Genomic DNA, 16,289 nt, shown 5'->3' with positions numbered 1-16,289 from the left:
AGATACTCCCGAGGGGTTATATTGAGAACTACTCCCACGAAGATCCAAACTTAACCCTAAAGATCTTAGAAGAATTTTGGCAGCGTACTTGCCGAGGGAATTTGCACGTCATTTCGGCATTGTTTGTCGTACAAACAGGCATCCTGATGGGATGCGGGTCGCTGTCTTCGAGTAGAAACGGCTCGAAGTCTTATACAGGAAGCGAATGTATTACCTCCAAGGCGCAATCGATAGAAATTTATGCCTTGCTATATGAGGGTTTATCCACCAAGGAACCCCATAAATGGCCACAATCATCAATGTCGCCCCGCCGACAGGAAACGCGAAGCAGGACATGGCTGCCATCGACGCAGCCGTCAAAGCCGCCAATGCCGAATATCAGAGGAACCCTGATGGCGGGCAGGTCACCGTCAAATTGGCAGCCGGCGTTTACGCCGTCACAGGAGATCATCAGGATCCGTCCAAGGGAGGCGTCGAGCTTCTCTCCGGCGTGTCGCTTATCGGCGAGGGAATGGGGAAAACCATCATCAAGCTCGATGATGGATTCAATGCGCGGATCAACGGCATCGTTCGTACAGCATTGACTGATGTTTCGAATGTAACAATCTCAAACCTGACGATTGACGGCAACCGGGCCAACAACACCGATCACCAAGCCGGCTTCATCTGTGGCGTGAAAGCTGCGGAAAACAAGATCCAGTCCGACATCACATTGTCCGGCGTCGAGATCATGAATTGCACGGCTTATGGCTTCAATCCGCACGAAGTCACTCGGAACGTTACAATTGAGAATTGCGTGGCGCGCGGGAATGGGCTCGATGGATTCGTAGCTGACTTCATCGTTGGTGGCACGTACAAGAACAACGTCTCGTATGCAAACGGTCGGCATGGGTTCAATATTCAGAACGCAACGAGCGACCTTGTTCTTCAGGACAACAAGGCGTACGACAACGGATCCGCCGGCCTGACCATTCAGCGTGGCAACATCATCCCGAACGGATACACAACCATTCCCTGGGTGACGAACATCCAAGTCATCGGCGGCGAGTACTATCGCAACGCCAGGGAAGGCGTACTCGTTAAGCTCTCGGATGACGTTTCGATCATAGGCGCCAGGATCTACGAGAATCTTCGTCAAGGTATCCGGGTCGAGGGCTCTACCGATACGCTTGTTCGCGAAAGCTTCATTTACAACAATTCCCAAGAAGCCGACCGTACATACGATGAGATTCAGATCCGCCTTCGTTATGACGATGCGGTAACAAAGATTAACTATTATTCGACGAACACGCAGGTTCTGGATAACACCATCTATTCCGACGGCTCAATCAATGCGCGCTACGGAATTCGTGAAGAAGCGACAAACCTCAACGGAGGGCCTACGACCACGAGGGCGATCGGCAACAAGATCAGCGGCATGGATGCAGGCGATATATCAATTCCAGGCTTCGTTCGCGAGGGAACCTCTGGCGATGATGTCATGGAAGGCACGGCTGACGCGGACACCATGCATGGTCTCGGTGGGAATGACACGTACACTGTCAACCATTCCCGAGATGTTGTTGTGGAGAGCGCAGGCGAGGGAACGAACGACCACGTTTTATCTTCGATTACCTATACTCTCACCGACAATGTGGAGCATCTGACCCTCACGGGCCTCCGAACCATCAATGGATATGGCAACGCACTTAGCAATCAGATCGTAGGCAATGCCGCGAACAACGTGATCAAGGCGGGAGCCGGAGACGATTCGCTCAATGGGGGCGCCGGTTCCGATACCCTCGAAGGCGGTGATGGAAACGACACGTATTATGTAAACCTCGTCACCGACGTCATCGTCGAGAAGGTCAACAATGGCCTTGGTGGTATCGACACGGTGTACAGCAGCGCGAACTATACTCTTCCGACGGCGGTGGAAAGGCTGATTCTCACTGGCACGGCGACGACGGCCAAAGGTAATTCTGCGTCAGGCAACAACCTGGTCGGCAATGCCTCGAATAACATACTCGACGGCTTGGCAGGCGAAGATCGCATGGAAGGGGGCCTAGGAAACGATAGATACTATGTTGATGACACAGGCGACCTCGTGGTGGAAGCAGCCGGCGGAGGAACCAACGATCACATCATTACGTCTGTCAACTACACGCTCTCGGCTAACGTCGAACACCTGACGACCAGCGGAACCGGTAGTCTGACGCTGAACGGAAATGAGCTCAACAACAAGATCGTCGGCAATGCTGCCGCCAACACTCTCAGAGGCTGGGCGGGTAGAGACACTCTCAATGGAGGCGGTGGAGCGGACTCCATGGACGGCGGCAATGGCGATGACGACTATTACGTCGACAATATAGACGATCTCGTCATCGAGCGGACTGATGGCGGTATCGATACGATTTACAGCAGCATCAACTATGCTCTCACCGCGCATACGGAAAATCTCATTCTGACCCGAACCGCAAGCAAAGGAACTGGCAACGCACTGGCCAATACACTTGTTGGGAATTCCTCTAACAACATCCTCAATGGCGGCGCGGCTGCCGACCGGATGCAAGGCGGCAACGGGAACGACTATTACTATGTCGATGACCAGAACGACGTCGTCCTTGAAACCTCGACAGGGGGCACGAGCGATAGGATTGTGACCGGCGTGAGCTATGTCCTCTCCTCACACGTGGAGAGTATGACAAGCATCGGAAGCTCCGCAATCGACCTTACCGGCAACGATCTCGGCAATGCTTTGGTGGGCAACGCGGCCGGCAACGTCATCAAGGGCTTGAGCGGCAATGATGTCGTAAACGGCGCAGCAGGGAACGATTTACTCTATGGCGGCTCTGGCAATGACGTGTTCATTTTCAATTCTGCTTTGAGCTCCTCAGCGAACAAAGACAGGATCGGCGATTTCGACGGGAGATACGACACGATCAAACTTGAGAATGCGATCTTCAAAGCCCTCAAGAGTACCGGCACCCTCAGTTCCGCCTTCTTCACCATTGGATCGTCCGCCAAGGACTCGAACGATTACATCGGCTACAACAAGACGACCGGTGATGTCTGGTACGACTCCAATGGGAGCAGAGCCGGAGGCCAAGTAACCTTCGCCAACATCGGCGCCAACAAGGTTCTCAGTAACTCCGATTTCGTCGTGTTCTGAGAGGAGCGGCCTCGCTGAGAATGGCATCATCTCTTTCTTTGGTTCGCCGCATGATTGAGCAGCGAATCAAGTTCACTTCGCTGAAAGCCTCTAGAGGATTTGACGTGAAAAGCGGAATCCACTTGTGGGTCCGGTACTCCATCCTCTGAACAGGGCATCGCGATCGCGGCTCCAGGTCCCCTGGAGCCGCTTCTCCATGGAAGCCGTTGCGAGCCTCGATCAACTGTCCATGATCATCTTCCTTTCTCAGGGCATCACCCGCCCTGGCACAAAGCCTGGCGGCCAACCTTGTGGGCTCTCTTGGCAGGCCGGAAGAGCATGTTAAGCGCATCCGCAAGAGCGGAGAATACCATCGCGGCGGAGATGCAGCCCTCCGCGACCAGGGTCATATCGATCATCGGCAGGAAGCCCAGTGCCGACATGGGTGGCACTGGCCCGGATCAACCGCGACAAAGGGTCAGCGGCAAGACGCATGGCGGTCACGCAGGTAACTACTGCGGTGACCATGATGGGAACAGGCTCCGTTATCCCGACTGCCGTGATGATGCCGGCGATCGAGAATACCAGATCCAGCATCAGGATTTGCTCAGTCGCCGAAGCGAGGATCATTCCAGCCTGCCTGCTGTCGAACATGTCCGGTGCAGGATCGGGATCCACATCGTGTTGGATTTCTTTCGTGACTTTCCACACGAGGAAGATGCCACCGGCGCGAGAATGATATCCCTCCAGGAGAAGTCGTGTCCGAGGGACGTGAACAAGGGTCCGGTCAATCGGGCGGTGGTGACTATCGTCTCCAACATCTTCAGGCGGAGGACGAGGGCCGAGGCGGTGCCGATGCTCCGAGCCCTCGCCTGCTGGTGAGGAGCTCATTTGTTGGTACGAATCGAAATGAAGATCAGATTGTCGGTTCCGAGCACCGCCTCCATGGGACGAGGGTTCTCGGAGCGGCCCATGCGGCCGGGGCTGCTGTCAAGGCGAGGATCTGGTCCATGAGCTACTCTCGGATGAATTTCTCCCTCCATGTTTTCCCGTGGCCCTTCTCAGACAAAACCTGGCCGTACATTCGCCCTCGATTTTGTTCTGGGTTCCTGACGATACGTTGGAACCAAGTCAGACCGGGCAAGCGTTCCCTCTGTCGGATAGGAGGTTGCCATGGGAACACCGTTATACTGGATCGGGAGTGTGAGCTTAGCCCTCGGCCTGTTCGCTGCGGCATCGACCGGCCACGCACAATCGCCACGGCCATGGGTTGACCCGCCCTCCGAGGCTGCAGCAACGCCTGATCCAGCCCCCTCCCCTACTCCTGCGGCGACTTCACCGAAGCCCGCCACGCCCGAGCCGGTTGCGCGGCCTGCGGACATGGACGCGGCAACCAAAGTCGAGGCGGACGAGAAACCGGCCCAGCGACGAACCGGAGGGGTCACCTCAGTGGCCCAGGAGGAGAAACCGGCCTTGAAGCCGCCACCCCGCAAGTCCGTGAGTGCACGCAAGGACCGCCGACAGAAGGCTCGCTCGGCGGCGGCAAGAAAGGAACGGTCCGTGCAATCGGCTCAGCGCCGCGAACGGGCTGATCGAGGCTCTAGATCAGCCCGTGCTGAAAGGGTCCGCGAGGGGATCGATGCCGGCCTCGAGGTCATGACCCTGCGCACCATCGAGCTTCCCGACGGCAGGCGTATCCAGATCCTGACGCGACCCCGGCCAGAAACAATGTCCGAACTCATGGGTGCTGCCGAATGAGAGACTATCTCGACCATTGAGCCCGGCCGGAGAGGGTCAAGCCGCCGTGCACTGCATGCAAAGCATCTTTTGGATGCGCCGGTGCGCTGATCCAGCCCATCGCGGATGCGCCCATGACCAGTCTGCTCCCGGAGGTCGCTCATTGCAGACCGCCTGCCTGTGCCTGCAAGCCCTGAAGGAGGAACTGCCGAGCGCCCTCAGTCCCCTTACCTCTCTTGTTCTTCTTGACAGGTCGCCGCTCTGGGCGGAGCCTTCCAGCCCTTGAAAGTTTGCAGATGGGAGAAAGCGATGCCCAAGAGCGTCAAGGACTTTCTGGAGGAAGCCAATTCCGCCGTTCCTCGTTTGTCGCCCGCTGAAGCCAGGGAGAAGATGCAGTCCGGCAATACGCTTGTCGTCGATGTCCGCGACCCGACGGAGGTTCAGCAGACCGGCCGCCTCAAAGGTGCGATGAACGTCTCCCGCGGCATGCTGGAGTTCCGGGCAGATCCGGACAGTCAATACCATAACCCCGCCTTTCAGAAGGACAGGACCATCCTCCTGCATTGCGCCTCGGGCGGCCGTTCCGCCCTTGCCGGAAAAACGCTTCAGGACATGGGCTACACCGCCGTTTTCAATATAGGTGGGTTCAAGGATCTGGCTGAATCTGGCATCGATACTGAGCCCGCGTAACACTGTCCAATGAGAAGCGGGATCCTGGAGAAGGTGTCAGGCGATGCCTTGAGGATGATTTCAACGGCAGGATCCCTTGCCGGAGCCGCCATGAGCCCGTCGGGCGGACCCGAGGGCTTGCGTTGCACGATCGTCTGCTCCCAAAGAGCGCACTCCGGATCGATCGCTTCTGAGATCAACGCTCCAGAGCCGGCGACCATGGCTCGCCGGGTGGACACCGCGGGCGACGCGGCTTTCCTGTTCGGGGCGCTACGGTCTTCCAGCCATCGGGTTTCTAAATGACCCTGAAATCGTCGCGGGTCAGCCACAGCCATGGACTGACTTTGGCAATCTGAACCGCAGCTGCCGATCCACTGGCATCACCATCATAGGAGAGAGCGCCCGTGAGGAAGTCGTAACGGTTGCGGTCGTTGGCATCGGTTGCCTTAGCGCCCCATCGCAAAGCATCCCACCTGAATATGCCCGGCCCGCCGAGCACATCAAAGACTGCGCTATCCAGCACAATCCTGTCCTCTAAGAGGTTGAAGTCCAGGATCGTGTCAACCGCACCTTTCTTGGGCTTGGCATTGAACACGAAAGCATCGCGGCCAGAGCCCCCGTCGAGGAGATCGGCACCCTGTCCGCCATACAGCCTGTCATTGCCGCCATAGCCGTAGAGACGGTCTCCGTAATTTCCGCCGACGAGAAAGTCGTTTCCGATACCGCCCGAGATCGTGTCCTCTCGTCCGCGCGAGACGATCGAAGCAGTGGCACTGGAGGCCCCGCCGTTCTGACCGCTGGCAACATAGGTAAAGGTATCAGTCAGGATCTGGCCGGCGCCAAGAGCCCGAAGCACGTCGGCCTTTGCGGTGTAGGTGTACGTCCCGTCAGCTTTGAGAACCACGGTGCCGTAGCTCGGCGCCGTATTCGCAGTGACCGTAAGAGCATCATCGGCATCAGTGTCTTGACCTGCACCGTTTGCCCCGCCGAGAATGACATTGCCGCTGGCTCTGCCGTTGCTGCATCTATTTCACCCTTCTTCACGAACTGGGCCGTGCCCTTGGCCTGAAGCACACCCACGACTACATCAATGGTTTCCCGGCAGCGGATGCGGCCTTCGATTCCATTGAGGTGTCGGTGATGAGCTACCGGAGTTATGCGGGAGGGCGGATCGGCGGGTACAGCATCGCATCCGGCAGCTATCCCTCGCACCCTAGTCGACTAACATCCCCACTCTCGACGCTGCCCCCCGGTAACGTTGTCGCGGACCATGCCCGCCACCACATCGCATTCAAAATGCAGGCATAGCTTCCGGGCGTCGGTCGAGAAAATGTGTACGGCTGACCATGCATTCCTCTTCGCTTTCGGATCGCATCGCGAAGCTGGACAACTTAGGGGAGCGCACCGGAATTCTGCCGTAGCCACGCCAAGCCGAGCCCGGTGATAACGATCCGGCTCCCGATGAGTACCGCTCCAGCCGTATCGTCGGCAGCCTGGAGCTCACCGCCGCACTGAAGACCCTCGACTCTGCGCGGATCGACACGCTTCCGATGAGCGCAATGGCCAGCCATCCACGAGTATACGATATTGAGGCCCGAGGCAGAGAGCAGACGGCAATTGGAACCGTAGCGCCAGCCGTCCGTTCGCCCATCATGGACATGCTTGTAAATTGCGCCCTCAGAACCGTCGGACCTCCACTCCTTCTTGGGGCCTGCCTTCTTGCGGTCGGAGCCATACCGATGAGTTCAGTCGTCGAGGCGCGCGCACCGAACGGGTGCAGTTCTCCCGTCACGGTCTCGCCCGGCGATACCCTGTCGGCCATCGCCCGGCGCTGCGGCACGACCTTGTCAGCCCTCGCCCACGCCAACCCTCAGCTTCACGATCCCGACCTCCTGCCAGTCGGGTCCGCATTGGTGCTGCCGCAGGGCTCCCAAGAAGACCAGGTCTCCCAGACTGGATCGGTAGCGGAAGCTGACATCATTGCGGTCGAGCCGTCCGTTCTGACGCCCGGAGGACGGGTTACTATCACGGCATCGAACCTGCCGCCGGGGGTGCGTGTCTGGATCAAGGGCGGCACCAGTCGCTCGCCGGAGCACCATCTCATCCTGGAAGGCGCGCGCGTGGATGCCCAAGGCGAACTTCACGCCAGTCTGCGCCTGTCGGGGTGGCTGAGGGCAGGAGATGAGAACTTCACCCTCTCCGTCGAAGTGCCGCGCGCCAGCATCACGCTCAGCTCCGGACCGCTTGAGGTCAATGCCCGCTACGCGGCCGGAAAGGCACGCTGACGCTGCTGTGCCGGCATCCAGGACGATTTGCGTCCCGAGCGTACGCTGTCCAGGCCGCGGCTGAGAGATTGGGGAACCCCCCGCACTCTCACAGCTTGACCCGGGAGCAGCTTGTCCCTTGACCGAGACAGGTAATCAAGATCGAGGCTGCCCCGGACTGGTGACGTGGGCCGTGAGTGAAACCGCGAGTTCGGCGGTTCCGACAGGATCGATATCGCCGAAGGGCGCACTGGAACCCAGGCGCTGTCGTGCTTGGCCGAATTCAGGAGGCGATGATGCCATTGCTGCTAGATCCATTCTACCGCCACCCTCTCAGGCTGTGCCTTCTCGCAGGGGTCCTTGCTGGTCTCATGGTCGCATCCGGAGCTGCGAGAGCACAGATTTCTGAAGACGAGGAGGTGTATCAATCCTTCGACGAAGAAACGGAATCCGAGGAGGATCTGTTCGGTTTTCCCGGGCAAGCCCCGCCGTCTCTTCAACGCAATTTCGAAGCCGGTGAGCGTCTTGCCGACGACGCCGAGGATGAGTTCTCCGAGGGGCTAAGCGATGAAGAGCAAGGCGATTAGCCGCCTTGGGCTCGGTACCGACAGCACGGGGGGATGGCGTGCATGACGCATCTCGGTCCCATCGCTTCGGTCCTCATCGTCGCCATGAACTTCGTCGACTTCCCCGGGCCGACAATTGCGGCCGAGACGGGGAGTCTGGATCGCCTCAGGCACAAGGCTCTCGAACTTGTCAACAGAGAGCGGCAGGAGCACGGTTTGCCCCTCCTGTCGCTCGGACCGGCTCTGAACGAAGCGGCCCAAAGCCACGCTAAGGACATGCTGCAGCGGAAATACTACGCACACTCGTCCCCGGAGGGCGATACGGTGGCCGACCGCTATACCAATGCCGGGGGCAGCCGTTGGCATGTGACGGCAGAGAATATTGCCCGGTGCCAGGGGTGCCCTGTCCCACCGACAGAGGAAAGAGTCGAACGTCTGCACCGGGGCTGGATGGACAGCCCACCGCATCGCGAGAACATCCTGAGGAGAGGTCTGGATCGGTTCGGGTTCGGCATCATCGCCGATTCCGGTGAGGCCCTCTATGCCGTCCAGACCTTCGCAGGGACTGGAACTCCGAGAGAGATGCAGGCCGGTAGAGCATCCCCTGTGACAGAGGCAGAAGAACAGACGGCCCTGGCACTCCAACCGATCAACAGGGAGCGTCGCGCGAATGGCCGAGAACCCCTGCGAGCCGATCCGGCTCTGGTTCGCGCCGCCTCGAACGTGGTGCCGCGGGGCAGCCAAGATACGGCGGATCTCGATGTCCAGGGGCGTCTCTCAGACGTCCTGCCGGCCGACGCATCCCCCAACTGGCGGTCTTGGACGGCAATCGTCGGGCGCTGCGGGGGATGCGGAACGGAGCCGACCGACGCGGACATCCGATATTTCGTGAGCCAGTGGCTCGAAGACCCAGGCTACAGAACCCGGCTTCTCAGCCGCGATCTCACTCATTTCGGGCTTGCACTCCAGGCAAACGGTGACGGGCTCAAGACGGCTTCTGCCGTCCTCGGCCAGCGACGGTGAGGTGGTTCGTTCTATCACGACAAACACTGCCGGAGCACTCATAAGCCAGCGCAGCATCGCTCTTGCGATGAGCGGAGCAGCGGCCGTCTCGTCCGGTCTCGTTCCGAACCGATCAAGATGAGCCTCGCCCATGATCCCACAATCGCCGGTTTCGTCGGTATACTTCGCCTATCGTTCCCCTTCATATGGATCACCTCAATGCCGCCAAGCATCATGCGGGCAGTGTCGAGGTCTTGGAAACCGAGCACCCGCTTGTGTCGACTGAACCGGTTCAGCAGTTCGGGCGAACAGCGCCCGACTCATCTCCGCGAAGTCACGTAGACTGAAACTATGGGCGACATACCATCGCACGCACAGTGGGATTACCGATCAACTCAAATGCCTGCCCTTGAACACACCACCCTTCGCTCCCGAACTCCCGCGAGCAGTGGCGGGAAGGCTGAAACCGAATTTTCCGACGGATCTGAAATTGAATCCCTGCTTGCGAGTAAAAGCGAGGCCGAGCGGGATGTTGGTATCCCGCCGCGGCCATCGTCACGCGCAAGAAATAGTCGCCCAAGCGTGTTCTAGCCCAGCATCTCACAGCGGATCGGATCTTCGAACGACACGCATGCGTGTGATTGGCATCACCTGAAGGAGGGCGAAATTTGGCACTCTCCCGGACGCATTCGCAGTGTTGGCAACAATCACGATTGCGAATCCCGCTCTCTCATGCGGCGAACTCCGCGCTTCAGAGCCGATGTCCAGTGCGTTGGAATCTACAGCAGGCTTTCGCCCGAGATCGAAACAGTCGTCTACCGGGTTCTCCAAGATGGCCAGGTGAGGAGGCCGAATGAGATGCAGCGCTGAAGGGAGCGTTACAGCACCGTTCTGAGCCCTCTCCCTCCGTCATGTCCGTCATCGGGTCGTCCCTGTCTGATTTGGCGATGCATCCGCAAGCGGCAGACTGACAGTCTCCGTATGATCCGGAGATCGGTATTCGCCGCCATCCTGCGACACGGCTGGCATGGCAAGAATCTCTTCTTCTCCGATACCGGGCAGCGAGAGTCTGCCAGAATGAATCGTCATATTATCGAGTGGAATGGCAATTTGCTTGTTTCCAGGCCACCGCGGGCCACGATAGGGCATGAGCACGAAGATCCGCTGGTCGCCTCCTCGCGCCAGGCGATCGACGTCCCCTATCTGCTCTCCCTTACGGTTGAAAACATCCATGCCGGCAACCTGCCCAACTTCGAGCACGGCTTTCGACGAAGACCCGTTTTGCAATGCCTGCGCGGTATCCATGCAGGCTTGGTACTGCCCCCCCTCACAAGAGATCTGCATTCTCTGGAGCGCCTCATACGCCTCCGAAAGCGCCCTTCCCTGGAGAACGCTGATGAGGCGGTCGCACTCTGCCCGCCCCTGATCCGACTGGGCGTAAGTCAAGTTTGCAGGCAGTACGGTGTATCCAATCGCCAGAAGCAATTCCATTTGTGCTCGTACCATTGCCGATATCCTCACATACTTGCTGGCTCTCCTATTTTGCCACCGCATGGCTGAGATGGTTGAACCGGAAGCATCAGCCGGATATTCTCCATTCCGCCCTCGAAGATCAGGCATGTTGCCCTGGGCCGCCGCAGGGGCCTCGCCCAAGGCGGGTGCTCCCCCGTCGGCGGAACAGGTGCCGCAGGCAGGACAGGATGCGCGCTCCCCGCGACATTCGGCATGCCGGGTGTCGCCCCATAGGGCGTCACCCACAGGACTCGTAAAGCGAAATTTCCATCTGCCGAGACACTGGAAGATCGATGACGCTTTCGGGCTCTCTTCAGTCTTTCTTTTAGTCACGTCGACCGCAATCGATGCGACACCTGCTTCAGGGACCTTCGAGCGAGATACAGGGAGCAGAATCTTACGTCCCGTGGGTCAGGGACCGTTATCGACAACAAGCCAGCGCACGCGCCAGGTGTCATCCTCAAAAGGAACATTTCCGATGCTTCCGATCCCACTGTCGCAGGTTCGGGTCGCAAGACCTTTCAAGCTCGAGATCCTGAAAGGCATGGTCGACCCTCGGGCCTAATTTTCTAAGGCTAACCATATCCCCGCGGCTCCGTTCCTATCCTGCGCCGCAAACTGGTACGCCAGCGGACCGGCGACACCATCAAACGAGCGCTCCGGTGTGCGGGTGCCCTCTGACGTTCGCCACTTCCAGCGGGGACGCTAAAAATCGCTGCGGATCAGATAACAACCCGGGAACACCCTACACTTGTACGCGTTCCGCCTGAACCGTGAGAGCACAGCCAGGAGTGACGCCATGGAAACGGACGCCAGCATCACCCTGGAGCGGATCGAAGGCTTCATCACGGGCTTCTGGTGGATTCTGCCCAACCTCGGCATCGCGCTGGTGGTCTTCCTGATCTTCCTGGCAGTCGCCTGGGGCGCGCGTGCGGGCATATCCCGGTTCTTCCACCACCGCGGTCGCCCGGATCTCGCCGCGCTGCTGGCCGGCTTTACACGCTGGTCGATCATTGCCCTCGGCCTGCTCGTTGTCGCCACCATTGTGTTCCCGTCGGTCAAGCCCGCCGACGTCCTGGCTACCCTGGGTATCGGCTCCATCGCCGTCGGATTCGCCTTCAAGGACATCCTGCAGAACTGGCTGGCCGGCCTGCTGCTGCTCCTGCGGCGCCCCTTCCGCCAAGGGGACCAGATCGTGGTGGGCAAGCATGAGGGAACGGTCGAGCGGATCGAGGCGCGCGCGACCCTGATCCGGACCTATGACGGCAAGCGGGTGATCATTCCCAACAGCAGCGTCTACACCGAGTCTGTGACCGTCAACACCGCCTTCGAGCAGCGCCGGAGCGAGTACGACGTCGGAATCGGCTACGGTGACGATGTCAAGAAAGCGTGCGACGTGATCCGCAACGCGATCGAGGGATTGTCGGGCATATCGAACAACCCCGCCCCCGAGGCCATCCCATGGGAACTCGCCGGATCAAGCATCAACATCAAGGTGCGTTGGTGGACCGACCCGCACCAGGCGGACGTGGTTCATGCACGGGGGCATGTGATCCAAGCGGTTCGGCAGGCGCTGGGTGAGGCCGGTATCGACCTGCCGTTCCCGACCAACGTTGTTCTGCTGCACGACCAGACCGAGGAGGTCGACGGGGACCGCACGCGCCAGCGCGAGGGCTGGCCGGCTGGCGACAACCCGCCAGCCCCGCGCCACCTGAACGCAGGGACCGTCACCGATGGAGGTGAACAGAGACGAGTGGAGGAGGCTCCCCGTCCGACCCGACGGCGTCATTAATCGGTGCGGAGGCTCGACGGCAGAGCGCAAGTTTCACCGGCACGCTAACGTACACGGATCGGCTGTGCCCAGGAACAAACCTTGTCGCTACAGGTTGCTCCGGAACCTGCATAGCTTCTCCGGGCGTGTTGAGGCGGCGATTGGAGCCTTGCCCGAGGACCTCCGCCTACTGTTGGGAAGATCGGAGCTATCGCGGCAATCCTTATTCGGCGCCGGCTCGGGCAGGGCGAGTGCGGTCCGGACCGAGGGGCGCAGGCAATCCGGCGGTACCATTCACAATGCATCGTAGGGCCAATTCCGGCAGGATCCCACCTCGGGATCCTGCCGGCCCGCTCGCGGTTGACCCTCCATGGAGCGGATCCGGAACATCATCGTTCGACTTCGCGGCCAGCTTTGGCTCATACCGCTGGCGATGAGCATTCTCGCGCTGGGGCTGGCCTGGTGGCTGCTCACATCAGGCGCCGCCGTTTTGGAGGGGTGGGACGACGCCAAAATCTGGTGGCTCTACAGCGGTGACGCGAGCAGTGCCCGTGATCTCCTGTCCAGCCTGCTCTCTGGACTAATGACGATGACCTCGCTCGTTGTGTCAGTCACATTCGTGATCCTGACGCTCGCCGCCAATCAGCTTGGGCCGCGCCTCATCGCGACCTTCATGGCGGATCGGCAGATCCAGATGATCCTGGGCCTTTTCCTCGGCACCATTCTCTACGTGCTCGTGGTCTTGCGCACCCTGGATGATACGCTCGGAAGCGAGGGCGTGCCGCACATTGCGATCACTGTCGGCAGCGGCCTCACGGTCGTCTGCCTGATGGCGCTGCTGTTCTACGTGCACAAGATCGCCAGCGCGATCATCGCCGACAACGTGGTCACTCGGATCGCTAGCGACTTGCACAACGATATCCGAAGCATCTTGCCGGAAGACGCAGGCGAGACGGAGCGTGCCTTGCCGGAACTGAGGGTGTCTAGAGCCGGTACCGTATCGCTCGACCGGGCTGGCTACGTCCAAGTCGTCGATTATCATCGGTTGGCTGAGATCGCCTGCCAGGAGAAGGTTCTGTTGGAGGTAAAGGTACGGGCCGGGCACTTTCTCCTGATGAATGGCGAGCATGTGGTTGTCCACGGCGAGCGCCCCATGAGTCATAAGGCAGTCGAGGCCGTGAGAGACGCTTTCGTGGTGAACAGCGAGCGCACACCGGCACAAGACTTGGAATATGGCCTGCGCCAACTGGTAGAGATCGCCTTGCGGGCCCTATCGCCTGGCATCAACGATCCGTATACGGCGGTCGCAGTCATTGATCGGCTGGGCGCAGCATTGGAGGAGATCTTTCAGCGCTCGCTCCAGGCTGCTGTCTGGCGCGACAAGGATGGCAATGTGCGGGTGATCGCCCAACGCTCGGACGTACAGAGCCTGACTGATATGGCGTTTGACGCGATCCGCCAGGCCGCGGGGCAGCTGCCCACGGTGCTGATCCGGATCGCTGACGTCCTCGGGCAGTTGGCGCCAGTCCTCATGTCCACATCGACGCGGGAGACGGTGTTGGGGCATTTGGCAAAATTGGCAGAGACCGCCAAGGAAGAAAATCTCACGCCGAGCGACCGCGAAGCCGTCCTCACCCGCATCGAGCAGGCTCGGGGCGCCGTCACCACTCATTTCAGGAAGGGGACGCTCCATCTGCTCTGATTCAGACGACCTTTCGCATACCCGACCGGACTGGATTCGAGAGCGCTTCGTTCCGACGGCGGTAACATCGTGTGGAGACAACGCTCAAGGTAGGCCGTAAGGAGGCAAGATTACGCCCCCCGGAGGATGGCACCGTAGCCTCGTCGGATGTAGTTTGCTTCTCACCGGGCACAGTTGTGCTCTCGCCCGAAGTCTGGCGGACGCATGTTTTTTCGCCAATACTGTAATAGCAACTGCAAGGGGAACGGCAAGGAGAATGCCAAGCCAGCCGAACGTCACTCCGAACACCACGATGGCAAAATGCACCAGGGCGGGAGGCATGGATACCGCCCGCTGCTGGATGAAAGGTCTGATGACGTTGCCCTCGAGCTGCTGAATGATCATGACTGCAGCGGCAGTCCAGAGCAGAGTTGCCAAGTCCATCGTAGTGGCAAAGACCAAAGCCGGAACGGCACCCAAATGGGCTCAAGGAACGGGATGAAGTTGGTCGCACCGGCGATCAAGCCAGGCGCCAGAGGCGAAGGCAGTCCAATCCACCAGAAGGCCCCGGCTGACGCAGGTGGGTCGATCACGAAGGTGACCTGTTCACCTCCCTTGGTGACCGCACTCACAAGGTAGGTGGCATTGAGCGTCCGGACATTCTGGATGCCAGCCTGCTTCAGGGCATCCTCAACCTCCTTATAGCTGCGGGGGGATATCTGCTGCGACGATTGGCTGCCGCCCTGCTGTCCGCCGCTAGGCTGGCTTTTGCGCAAGCGCTGCCGATGAAACCGACATGGCCAAAGCAATGGTAGGTACAAATAGTGTGCGCATCATGAGTCTCCCCTGATTGAGGATAATGGTTCCAGCGATATGTGTGCCGGCTCATGTGCTGAATGAGGTGGCACAGAGCGAATGCCAGTGGGACACGCACGTTCCGGAACCATTGCGGGATTGGGTCGCAACCGTACCAAGAACAGTGGAAGGCAGCGGATGCGGTGATGATCTTGTCCGGCTCACATTACGGACGCGCTTCGTGATGGACGGCCCCTGCGCCGACGCAGGGGCCATGGACGGGTATCCTTTTGCATGGTCGGCCGACTGCGCACCCGCTCACCTGTGGGCTCGTGCTGCCGGTCAACCGTCCCGACCTGTGCGCTATCAAGGAAGTGCAGTCCCTCGCCCAAGCCATTCCGGCACGCAATGGCGGGGCCACCATACGTGGGGAAAGATCACGAGGAGATTTCGGTCGGGAGGCATGCCGTCCACGTGGGTAAGGTGGTTCATCAAGGCATCAGCCCTGCCCTGAACCTGCGGGATCTTGATCTCGACACTCGAATTGCTCGTCCACAGGCCTTGAACGAATCCGAGGCGCAACTCGCGTGGGCCATCGACCTCATGATTGATCCTTCCGCCGCGCGCTTACGTTCTTGCGATGGTCGATCCGCCGACGGCTTTGGCGTGGTCGGGATTCAACAGGGCCAGCGCTCTAGCATGTGTCAGGACCAGGGCATGTCCGGACAGGGCGGCGGACGGAGCATGATGACTGAAAGCCAGGTCCGCTCGCTGCTGAAATAGCGCCTCGCAGATATCCGGAATCTGCAGCGCGAAAGAGATCACTTCTGCGCCTCGGCCGACTGGCGTGGCGAGCAGATGAACGTGAGCGTGAACGCCCAAATCGGCGAGATCTCGCAACCCGGCAATCTGTTGCTGCCGAGCAGATCGAACTGGGAGGAAGGGACCAGTTTCCGTGTCGTGGTCCCGCGTCATGGTAGCCCCTGTCGATGCACACACCCAGTCCAGGGACCGATCGCCGTAGAGAGCGAAATCTGGGCCCGGTTTCTCATGTCCGGGCCGATGTTGTTGCGTCCCGAGCCACAAGAGCAATCGGGATCAGACCCATGTTCTCACGGTCCCACGTCCTGTACGCCACTCTCCTGGCACTTGACGCTCGTGG

General features: G+C 59.7%; 11 protein-coding genes and 2 pseudogenes. 9 read left to right on the top strand and 4 right to left on the bottom strand.

Translation table 11 applies throughout. The features are described 5' to 3' along the window. Positions 1 to 283 precede the first annotated feature (283 nt). The gene (locus tag GR328_RS09840) at positions 284 to 3,151 is read left to right on the top strand and encodes a right-handed parallel beta-helix repeat-containing protein (RefSeq protein ID WP_160884332.1); all 2,868 of its coding nucleotides are present in this window, start codon (positions 284 to 286) and stop codon (positions 3,149 to 3,151) included. 254 nt (positions 3,152 to 3,405) lie between these two features. Here the strand turns inward: GR328_RS09840 and GR328_RS09835 are convergent. Further along, a pseudogene (locus tag GR328_RS09835) lies at positions 3,406 to 4,142 on the bottom strand (TerC family protein). A gap of 548 nt (positions 4,143 to 4,690) precedes the next feature. On the opposite strand from GR328_RS09835, the gene GR328_RS09830 reads away from it, so the two are divergent. Both GR328_RS09830 and GR328_RS09825 read left to right on the top strand, forming a co-directional pair. Continuing rightward, on the top strand, positions 4,691 to 4,888 hold the full coding sequence (locus tag GR328_RS09830; RefSeq protein WP_205789873.1) for a hypothetical protein: 198 nt from the start codon (positions 4,691 to 4,693) through the stop codon (positions 4,886 to 4,888). A 288-nt stretch (positions 4,889 to 5,176) separates the two neighbouring features. Continuing rightward, on the top strand, positions 5,177 to 5,557 hold the full coding sequence (locus GR328_RS09825) for a rhodanese-like domain-containing protein (RefSeq protein WP_160884330.1): 381 nt from the start codon (positions 5,177 to 5,179) through the stop codon (positions 5,555 to 5,557). A 274-nt stretch (positions 5,558 to 5,831) separates the two neighbouring features. Here the strand turns inward: GR328_RS09825 and GR328_RS27970 are convergent, their stop codons facing one another. Further along, positions 5,832 to 6,530 (bottom strand): Ig-like domain-containing protein, encoded by a 699-nt coding sequence (locus GR328_RS27970; RefSeq protein ID WP_160884410.1) that lies wholly within the window; start codon positions 6,528 to 6,530, stop codon positions 5,832 to 5,834. Between the two features lie 745 nt (positions 6,531 to 7,275). Here GR328_RS27970 and GR328_RS09815 point away from each other — a divergent pair. From GR328_RS09815 to GR328_RS09805, 3 genes are all read left to right on the top strand, one after another. Continuing rightward, the gene (locus GR328_RS09815) at positions 7,276 to 7,821 is read left to right on the top strand and encodes a LysM peptidoglycan-binding domain-containing protein (RefSeq protein ID WP_160884329.1); all 546 of its coding nucleotides are present in this window, start codon (positions 7,276 to 7,278) and stop codon (positions 7,819 to 7,821) included. A gap of 350 nt (positions 7,822 to 8,171) precedes the next feature. Then, positions 8,172 to 8,387 (top strand): hypothetical protein, encoded by a 216-nt coding sequence (locus GR328_RS09810; protein WP_160884328.1) that lies wholly within the window; start codon positions 8,172 to 8,174, stop codon positions 8,385 to 8,387. Positions 8,388 to 8,429: 42 nt separating this feature from the next. After that, positions 8,430 to 9,389, top strand: coding sequence for a CAP domain-containing protein (locus tag GR328_RS09805; protein WP_160884327.1), 960 nt, complete (start codon positions 8,430 to 8,432; stop codon positions 9,387 to 9,389). Between the two features lie 897 nt (positions 9,390 to 10,286). Here the strand turns inward: GR328_RS09805 and GR328_RS09800 are convergent. Further along, the gene (locus GR328_RS09800) at positions 10,287 to 10,859 is read right to left on the bottom strand and encodes a PRC-barrel domain-containing protein (RefSeq protein WP_160884326.1); all 573 of its coding nucleotides are present in this window, start codon (positions 10,857 to 10,859) and stop codon (positions 10,287 to 10,289) included. 820 nt (positions 10,860 to 11,679) lie between these two features. On the opposite strand from GR328_RS09800, the gene GR328_RS09795 reads away from it, so the two are divergent. Continuing rightward, positions 11,680 to 12,672 carry a mechanosensitive ion channel family protein gene (locus GR328_RS09795; RefSeq protein ID WP_160884325.1) on the top strand — a complete coding sequence of 331 codons (993 nt, stop codon included), beginning with the start codon at positions 11,680 to 11,682 and terminating at the stop codon, positions 12,670 to 12,672. 349 nt (positions 12,673 to 13,021) lie between these two features. Beyond that, positions 13,022 to 14,149: pseudogene (locus tag GR328_RS09790) on the top strand (DUF2254 domain-containing protein); the annotation flags it as partial. A 288-nt stretch (positions 14,150 to 14,437) separates the two neighbouring features. Here GR328_RS09790 and GR328_RS28535 read toward each other — a convergent pair. Further along, positions 14,438 to 14,812, bottom strand: coding sequence for an AI-2E family transporter (locus GR328_RS28535; RefSeq protein WP_160884323.1), 375 nt, complete (start codon positions 14,810 to 14,812; stop codon positions 14,438 to 14,440). A 789-nt stretch (positions 14,813 to 15,601) separates the two neighbouring features. Here GR328_RS28535 and GR328_RS09780 point away from each other — a divergent pair. Further along, complete coding sequence (locus GR328_RS09780) at positions 15,602 to 15,910, top strand: hypothetical protein (RefSeq protein WP_160884322.1); 309 nt, start codon at positions 15,602 to 15,604, stop codon at positions 15,908 to 15,910. Positions 15,911 to 16,289 lie beyond the last annotated feature (379 nt).

Source organism: Microvirga makkahensis, from assembly GCF_009830105.1.
GTDB lineage: Bacteria > Pseudomonadota > Alphaproteobacteria > Rhizobiales > Beijerinckiaceae > Microvirga > Microvirga makkahensis.
The sequence above is the reverse complement of the archived record's forward strand: the minus strand, read 5'-3'. Positions and strand labels throughout refer to the sequence as shown.